Raw genomic sequence first — 7,587 nt, forward strand, 5'->3', positions numbered from 1 at the left:
GGATATGATCGTTCGATATTGAAGCAAAAGTCCTATCGGCCGCTCGTGGCGAGGGCAAGGCAGGGCGCGCCTGCCGTCCACTGCCGCGGTCAACGGCTTGCCCCCGGCAGGCGGTCGTTGGAAAGGGCGGCATAGAGCAGGTGATCGGCCCAGACGCCGTTGATCTTGAGATAGGCCCGCGCCAGCCCTTCGGGCTGGAAGCCGACACGCTCCAGCAATCGTCGCGACGGCTCGTTATTGGGCAGGCAGGCCGCCTCGACGCGGTGGAGCGCCAGTTCCGAAAAGGCGAAGCGCAGCGCCCCGCGCACGGCCTCGGTCATGTGCCCTTTGCCGGCATGGCGCTGGCCCATCCAGTAGCCGAGCGTGCAGGCCTGCGCGACGCCGCGCCGGATCAGCCCCAGCGTCAGCCCGCCGAGCAGGGTTTCGCTATGGCTCTCGAAGATGAAGAGCGAATAGGCCTCGTCCGTGGAGATCTCGCGCGCGGCGCGCTTGGCGCGCAGCCGGAAGGCGTTGCGGGTGAGGTCGTCCTCGTTCCAGGTCGGCTCCCAGGGCGCCAGGAATTCGCGGCTTTCCATGCGCAGCACCGCCCAGGTGGCGAAGTCGTCGATGGATGGCGCGCGCAGGTAGAGATTCGGCGTCCGGATCAGCGGGCGGCTCTGCGGCTCGCTCGGGAAACGGAAGAGTGCCATCGCCGGTCAGTCCGCCGCTCGCGCCGCCTGGCGCAGTCGCTTCGCCGGCGGCAATCCATGGAGGGGGCCGATCGCCGCGATGGTCGGCTGGTGGCCGAGCAGCGAGCGGCCGGCATTGCGCACATCCGCCAGCGTCACCGCATCGAGCCGCGCCGCGAGCTCCTCGCGTGGGATCGCCCGGCCGAACAGCAGCACCTGCCGCGCCATCTGCTCGAGCTTGCCGCCCGGGCTCTCGAGCGAAGCCAGCAGCCCGACCTTCATCTGGGCGCGGGCGCGGGCGACCTCGACCTCGGTCACGTCTTCCGCCGCTTGCCGCAGGCAGCCGAGCGCGACCTCGATCAGCTCATTGGCATCCTCCGGCGCGGTGCCGGCGCCGATGCCGAAGACGCCGCAATCGGAGAAGGGCCAATGGAAGGCGTCGATGGCATAGGCGAGGCCGCGCTGCTCGCGCACCTCCTGGAACAGCCGCGAGGACAGCCCGCCGCCGAGCACGGAGGCGAAGATCTGCAGCGGATAATGCGCCCCTTGCGCGAAGGGCAGGCCGGGCAGGCCGAGCACGAGATGCACCTGCTCCTCGTCGCTGCCGATCCGCGCCTCGCCGCCGCGGTACTCGCCGGGCTCGCGGATGAGTGGCACCGCCGGCCGCGCGGGCAGGGCGGAGAGATGCTTGCGGGCGAGCGCGACGAGCTCGTCATGGTCGACGGCGCCGGACGCCGCCAGCACCATGTTCCCGGCATGGTAGTTCCGGGCGAGATAGGCGCGGATGGCGTCGGGCGTGAAGCCCTTCACCGTCTTGGCCGTGCCGAGGATCGGCCGGCCGATCGGCTGGTCGGGGAAGGCGGCTTGCAGGAAGCGATCATAGACGAGGTCGTCCGGCGTATCCTGCACCGCCGAGATCTCCTGCAGGATCACGCCCTTCTCGCGCTTCAGCTCCTCCTCGGTGAGGGCCGGCGCGGTGACGATGTCGGCGAGGATGTCGACCGCGAGCGCAAGGTCGGCGCCGAGCACGCGGGCGGTGTAGCAGGTGTATTCCACGCTGGTCGCCGCGTTGAGGTCGCCGCCGACGCTCTCGATCTCCTCGGCGATCTGCAAGGCGCTGCGCCTTGCCGTGCCCTTGAAGGCCATATGCTCCAGAAGATGGGCGAGGCCATGCTCATGGGGCAGCTCGTCGCGCGAGCCGGCCCCGATCCAGATGCCCAGCGAGACGGTCGCCGCATGCTCCATGTGCTGCGAGACGATCCGCAGCCCCGAGGGCAGGGTGGTCAGGCCGACATCGGGATCATGCGCGCCACGGCTTTCGTCGGGAGCCACGATCTCGGCCAGCTCGGCGGGCGCGGCCACGCTCACGCCGCGGCCCCCCGCACGGCGCGGGCATGCTCGCGCACGAAGGTCTCGATCGCCGCGAGGTCGTTCGGCAGCAACGTAACCCGCTCCTTGCGCTCCATCAGATCGGCGAGATGCGCCGGAAGCACGGGCTCGACGCCGCTGGCCGCTTTCACGGCGGCCGGGAACTTGGCCGGATGGGCGGTGCCGAGCACGATCGTTGGCGTCGCAGCATGGCGGGCGAGCTTCTGGCGGGCGGCGCCGATGCCGATGGCGGTGTGCGGATCCGCGAGGTAGCCGCTCTCGGTCCAGGTCTGGCGGATCTCGGCGGCGATCTCGCTCTCGCTGAGCGCCGTCGCCTCGAACTCGCTGCGGATGCGGGCGAGCGGCTCGGGCCCGATCTCGAAGCGGCCGGACTGCTGCAACGATTGCATCAACCGCCGCACGGCGGCGCCGTCGCGCCCATGCGCCTCGAACAGCAGCCGCTCGAAATTGGAGGAGATCTGAATGTCCATCGAAGGCGAGGTCGTCGCCTGGACGCCACGCATCTCGTAGACGCCGCTCGCCAGCGTGCGGGGCAGGATGTCGTTGCTGTTGGTCGCGATCGTCAGGCGCTCGACGGGCAAGCCCATCCGCTTGGCGACCCAGCCGGCGAGGATGTCGCCGAAATTGCCGGTCGGCACTGCGAAGGACACCTTGCGGGCGGGCGCGCCGAGCGAAACCGCCGCCGTGAAGTAATAGACCACCTGCGCGGCGATGCGCGCCCAGTTGATCGAATTGACGCCGGAGAGGCCGATCTCGTCGCGGAAGGCGTGATGGTTGAACATCGCCTTCACCAGGTTCTGGCARTCGTCGAAKGTGCCYTCGACCGCGATGGCGTGGACGTTSKCYGMRTCSACCGTGGTCATCTGCCGSCGCTGCACGTCCGAGACRCGSCCCTGCGGATAGAGGATGAAGACGTCGACGCTCTTCAGCCCCTTGAAGGCGTCGATGGCCGCGCTGCCCGTATCGCCGGAGGTCGCGCCGACGATGGTGGCGCGCTGGCCGCGCAGGCCGAGCGTGTGGTCCATCAGCCGCCCGAGAAGCTGCATCGCCACGTCCTTGAAGGCGAGCGTCGGGCCGTGGAAGAGTTCGAGCACGAAGAGGTTGTCGCCGATCTGCGTCAGCGGGCAGACGGCCGGATGCCGGAAGCCGGCATAGGCGTCGTGGATCATCCGGCCGAGCGCCTTTGGCTCGACATCGCCGTCGCTCAGCGCGCCGATGACGCGCTCTGCCACGGCGGCATAGGGCTTGCCGGAAAAGCCGGCGATCTCGGCGGCGTCGAGCGTGGGCCAGCTCTGCGGCAGATAGAGTCCGCCGTCGCGGGCGAGCCCGGTCAGGAGCGCGTCGGAAAAGCTGAGCGCCGGGGCTTCGCCCCGGGTGGAGACATGCAGCACGGTCTTGGGCCTCTTTGATCTATATCTGATGCTATAGGCCGGTCTGCTGCTTTGGGCAAAACCGTTTGATGTCGATCCTGCGGCCTCAGGCCGAGCTCGCGCCTTTCCGACCCTGCCAGGCATAAGCTCCGAACACCCCGACCAGCGTCAGCGCGAGCGCGAACCAGGTCAGCGCATATTGCAGGTGATTGTCGGGAATGCGCCCGATCAGCTCGCGCACATCGACGCCGGCCGGCGGCGTCAGCCCGTCACCCTCGCGCTCGGCCTCCAGATAGAAGGGCGCCGGCGGCAGGTTGAGGGCGGCGGCGATGGCCGCGGGGTCGCGGGTGTAGAACTCGCGGATCGCCGGGAGGTCCGCCGGCGTGAAGGCATTGCGCGTCTCGGGCGCGCGCAGGAAGCCGCGGATCGTGTCGGGGCCGGAAGCGGGACGGATCTGCCCGAATTTGCTTTCGGGGACGAAGCCGCGATTGACGAGGATGACGCCGCCATCCTCCAGCCTGAAGCCCTGGAAGATCCAGCGCCCGAAGCCGGAGAGCTGGCGTGTTCCCGGCGGTCCCGCCGCGATCGTGGTGCGCACGCCTGCGACATGCTCGTCGGCATAGCTGCCCTTGGCGACCACATGGGTCAGGTCGAGCGCACCGGCGTCGAGCTTCGCCCAGTCGGTGCTCGGCGGCATCGGCGCTGGGGCGCCCGCGGACTGGGTTTCGAGCCGGTCGATATAGGCGCGCTTCTCCTGCATCCGCTCGAGCTGCCAGGTGCCGAGCCCGCAAAGCACTACGGCGCCCAGAACGGTCAGGAGCCCCGGTAGCAGCAGGCCGGGTCTCTTCGCCTTGGCTGACGGGGAGGTCACTTCTCGCGCCTGCCTTCCTCGGCCTTGTTGACGTATTGCAGCGCCACCGCGAGCCCCTTCATCGGCCGCAGCAGCGCGAGGCAGATGGCGATCGCGAGCGGCAGCCAGATGGCGAGATGCAGCCAGATCGGCGGCTCATAGGCGATCTCGACATAGAGCGCCGCCCCCAGCACCACGAAGCCTGCGATCAGCATGATGAACACGGCCGGCCCGTCGGCGGAATCGGCGAATTTGTAGTCGAGCCCGCAGGCGCTGCAGCGCGGCTTCAGCTTGAGGAAGCCGTCGAAAAGCGCGCCCTCGCCGCAGCGCGGGCAGCGCCCGGCGAGCCCCGTCGCATAGGGGGAGGGAAGGGAGGGTTGAGGTTCGGCCATTGATGCCTCCTGAACGAAAAAGGCGGCCTCGCGGCCGCCTTCTGTCAGCGCGACCGCCGGGCGCGCGGCAGCCGGTCAGTGCCCGGCAGCGGTCTGTGCGCCAGCGCCCCAGACATAGATCGAGACGAACAGGAACAGCCAGACCACGTCGACGAAGTGCCAGTACCAGGCGGCGAACTCGAAGCCGAGATGCTGCTCCGGCTTGAAGTGGCCAAGATAGGCCCGGTAGAGGCACACCGCCAGGAAGATCGTGCCGATGATGACATGCGCGCCGTGGAAGCCGGTCGCCATGAAGAAGGTGGCGCCGTAGATGTTGCCGCTGAAGGCGAAGGCCGCATGCGAATATTCGTAGGCCTGGCACAGCGTGAACAGCAGGCCGAGGATCACGGTCAGCCACAGGCCCTGCTTCAGGCCGGCCCGGTCATTGTTGATCAGGGCGTAGTGCGCCCAGGTCACGGTGGTGCCGGAGGTCAGCAGGATCAGCGTGTTGAGCAGTGGCAGATGCCAGGGATCGAAGGTCTCGATGCCCTTCGGCGGCCAGACGCCGCCGGTGAAGTCGTGGCGCAGGAAATTGATCTGCTCGTAGGAGAACAGGCTCGCGTCGAAATAGGCCCAGAACCAGGCGACGAAGAACATCACCTCGGAGGCGATGAACATGATCATGCCGTAGCGGTGATGGAGCTGCACCACGCGGGTATGATGGCCTTCCTTCTCCGCCTCGCGGATCACGTCCATCCACCAGGACAGCATGGTGTAGAGCACGCCGAGCATGCCGACGCCGAAGACCAGCGGGCCGATATGCAGGCCGCCGACCGGCAGGGCCTTCATCCACATCACGGCGCCGATCGCCATGATGGTCGCGCTGGTCGCGCCGATGAGCGGCCACGGGCTCGGATCGACGAGGTGGTAATCGTGGTGCTTCGTATGGGCCCCGGCCATCGTATTCGGTCTCCGCGTGCGACTTCTTGTCCGCGCTCTCTGTGAGCGCGCTTTTACAGTTTCGGATTCTTCGCGTCACCCTTGGCGGTGCCGGCCTGGTCCTCGGCGACCGGCTGCCCTGCCTTGGAGGCGAAGTAGGTGTAGGAAAGGGTGATGGCCTTGATGCCGTCGAGATCGCGATTCTGCGCGATTTCCGGGTCGATGTAGAACACCACCGGCGCCTCGAAGCTCTCGCCCGGCTTCAGCGTATGCTCGGTGAAGCAGAAGCACTGGATCTTCACGAAATAGGCCGCGCTCTGCTCGGGCGTGACATTGTAGGTCGCTATGCCCGTCACCGTGCGGTCGGAGCGATTCGTGACCTTGTAGAACACCGTCTGGGTGATGCCGACCTGCGCGCTGATCTCGGGGCTCTCGGCCTCGAACTTCCAGCCGAGGCCGGGCGCGACATTCGCGTCGAAGCGCACGGAGATGAAGCGGTCCAGCACCTTGCCGGTCGCGGCGGTGCCGATCTGCGGCGTGCCGCCGAAGCCGGTGACCTTGCAGAACAGGTCGTAGAGCGGCACGGCCGCGAAGGACATGCCGAGCATGCCGAAGGCGACGCCGACGCAGATCAGCGCCGTGCGGGTCGATTTCGCGGAATGCGTCGCCACGCGGCTGTCGGAGGGCTTCGTCATCACAGCGGCCGGTTCATGATGGCCGGGCCGGTCTTCACCAGCGTCACCACGAAGAAGAAGACCACCAGCCCGGCCAGAACCAGCGCGAGCGCCAGGTTCCGACGCCGACGGCGCGCCATGTCCTCCGGAGAGAAGGGCGCCGGCGCGACCTTTCGGTTGTGATTCTCGCTCATCCGATCACCTTCGGCAGCGTCCACATCAGGCCGAAGCCGTTCTCGACGAGCAGCACCGCGAAGAGCAGGAACAGATAGAGGATCGAGAAGCCGAAGAGCGACCAGCAGGCCTTGATCGCGGCTTGTCCCTCGGTGCGGCGCCAGACCTGGATCGAAAGCCCGATCATCGCGAGCCCGGTCGTGACCGAAACCACGAGATAGATCAGCCCGCCGAAGCCCATCAGCGCGGGCAGCACCGCGACCGGCGCCATGACCAGCGAATAGAGCACGATCTGCCGGCGCGTCGCGGCCGGGCCGGCGACATTCGGCATCATCGGGATGCCGGCGCGGGCGTAATCGGCGGATTTGACCAGCGCCAGCGCCCAGAAATGCGGCGGCGTCCACAGGAAGATGATCGCGAACAGCACCAGCGAGTGCCAGCCGAACTGGCCGGTGACGACCGCTTCGCCGATCATCGGCGGGAAGGCGCCGGCGGCACCGCCGATGACGATGTTCTGCGGCGTCCAGCGCTTCAGCCACATCGAATAGACGACGGCATAGAAGAAGATGGTGAAGGCCAGCATCGCCGCCGCGAGCAGGTTGGCGACGAGCCCGAGCACCAGCACGGAGCCGACCGAGAGGGTCAGCCCGAAGGCGAGCGCCTCGGAGGGCAGGATCCGGCCTGACGGGATCGGGCGCTTGGCCGTGCGGCTCATCAGCGTGTCGATATCGGCGTCGTACCACATGTTGAGGCAGCCCGAGGCGCCGGCCCCGACCGCGATCGCCAGCAGCGCCGCCAGCGCCAGCACCGGGTGCACCGTGCCGGGCGCCGTCGCCATGCCGGTCAGCGCCGTCACCACGACGAGCGACATCACCCGCGGCTTCAGSAGCGCGAAGAAATCGCGCGCCTCGCCGGTGGAGGCGATGGTGCCTTCGGTGTGGGTTTCAAACGCGGCGGACATCGATCTGATCGTCTTCGTACTCTTTGGATCGGCACCGTTCAGGGGGCCGGGTCATTGCGAGCGGCTTGCGGTCGCCCGTCTCCGGAACGCCTCTCGGGAGGCGCTCGGGGGAAGGGCGGCGGCGGACCCTGGGGTCCGCCGCCGGTCGTCTCAATGGTCCGAGCCGGTGATGCGCGGCAGCGTCTCGAACT

Annotated in this window: 9 protein-coding genes; all 9 read right to left on the reverse strand. The window is 68.0% G+C overall.

Annotated features, from left to right (window positions below; genetic code table 11):
* Nucleotides 1-89 precede the first annotated feature (89 nt).
* The 9 genes from AB4Y99_RS22885 to AB4Y99_RS22925 all read right to left on the reverse strand — a co-directional run bounded on the left by AB4Y99_RS22885 (nucleotide 90) and on the right by AB4Y99_RS22925 (nucleotide 7,396).
* Nucleotides 90-689 carry a GNAT family N-acetyltransferase gene (locus tag AB4Y99_RS22885; RefSeq protein ID WP_038360913.1) on the reverse strand — a complete coding sequence of 200 codons (600 nt, stop codon included), beginning with the start codon at nucleotides 687-689 and terminating at the stop codon, nucleotides 90-92.
* 6 nt (nucleotides 690-695) lie between these two features.
* Nucleotides 696-2,000 carry a M16 family metallopeptidase gene (locus AB4Y99_RS22890; protein WP_038362286.1) on the reverse strand — a complete coding sequence of 435 codons (1,305 nt, stop codon included), beginning with the start codon at nucleotides 1,998-2,000 and terminating at the stop codon, nucleotides 696-698.
* 32 nt (nucleotides 2,001-2,032) lie between these two features.
* On the reverse strand, nucleotides 2,033-3,448 hold the full coding sequence (gene thrC / locus AB4Y99_RS22895) for a threonine synthase (protein ID WP_441524952.1): 1,416 nt from the start codon (nucleotides 3,446-3,448) through the stop codon (nucleotides 2,033-2,035).
* Between the two features lie 85 nt (nucleotides 3,449-3,533).
* A complete protein-coding gene (locus AB4Y99_RS22900) occupies nucleotides 3,534-4,298 on the reverse strand; it encodes an SURF1 family protein (RefSeq protein ID WP_441524953.1) in 765 nt (254 codons plus the stop codon).
* Complete coding sequence (locus AB4Y99_RS22905) at nucleotides 4,295-4,669, reverse strand: DUF983 domain-containing protein (RefSeq protein ID WP_038360917.1); 375 nt, start codon at nucleotides 4,667-4,669, stop codon at nucleotides 4,295-4,297. Before AB4Y99_RS22905 ends, AB4Y99_RS22900 begins: the two co-directional genes overlap by 4 nt.
* A 75-nt stretch (nucleotides 4,670-4,744) precedes the next feature.
* The gene (locus AB4Y99_RS22910; protein WP_112762905.1) at nucleotides 4,745-5,608 is read right to left on the reverse strand and encodes a cytochrome c oxidase subunit 3; all 864 of its coding nucleotides are present in this window, start codon (nucleotides 5,606-5,608) and stop codon (nucleotides 4,745-4,747) included.
* 53 nt (nucleotides 5,609-5,661) lie between these two features.
* Nucleotides 5,662-6,282 carry a cytochrome c oxidase assembly protein gene (locus AB4Y99_RS22915; protein WP_112762904.1) on the reverse strand — a complete coding sequence of 207 codons (621 nt, stop codon included), beginning with the start codon at nucleotides 6,280-6,282 and terminating at the stop codon, nucleotides 5,662-5,664.
* A complete protein-coding gene (locus AB4Y99_RS22920; protein WP_166652956.1) occupies nucleotides 6,282-6,455 on the reverse strand; it encodes a hypothetical protein in 174 nt (57 codons plus the stop codon). Before AB4Y99_RS22920 ends, AB4Y99_RS22915 begins: the two co-directional genes overlap by 1 nt.
* A complete protein-coding gene (locus AB4Y99_RS22925; RefSeq protein WP_441524954.1) occupies nucleotides 6,452-7,396 on the reverse strand; it encodes a heme o synthase in 945 nt (314 codons plus the stop codon). Before AB4Y99_RS22925 ends, AB4Y99_RS22920 begins: the two co-directional genes overlap by 4 nt.
* Nucleotides 7,397-7,587: the final 191 nt, after the last annotated feature.

This window comes from Allobosea sp. TAB14, assembly GCF_052113865.1.
Taxonomy (GTDB): Bacteria; Pseudomonadota; Alphaproteobacteria; order Rhizobiales; family Beijerinckiaceae; genus Allobosea; species Allobosea spartocytisi.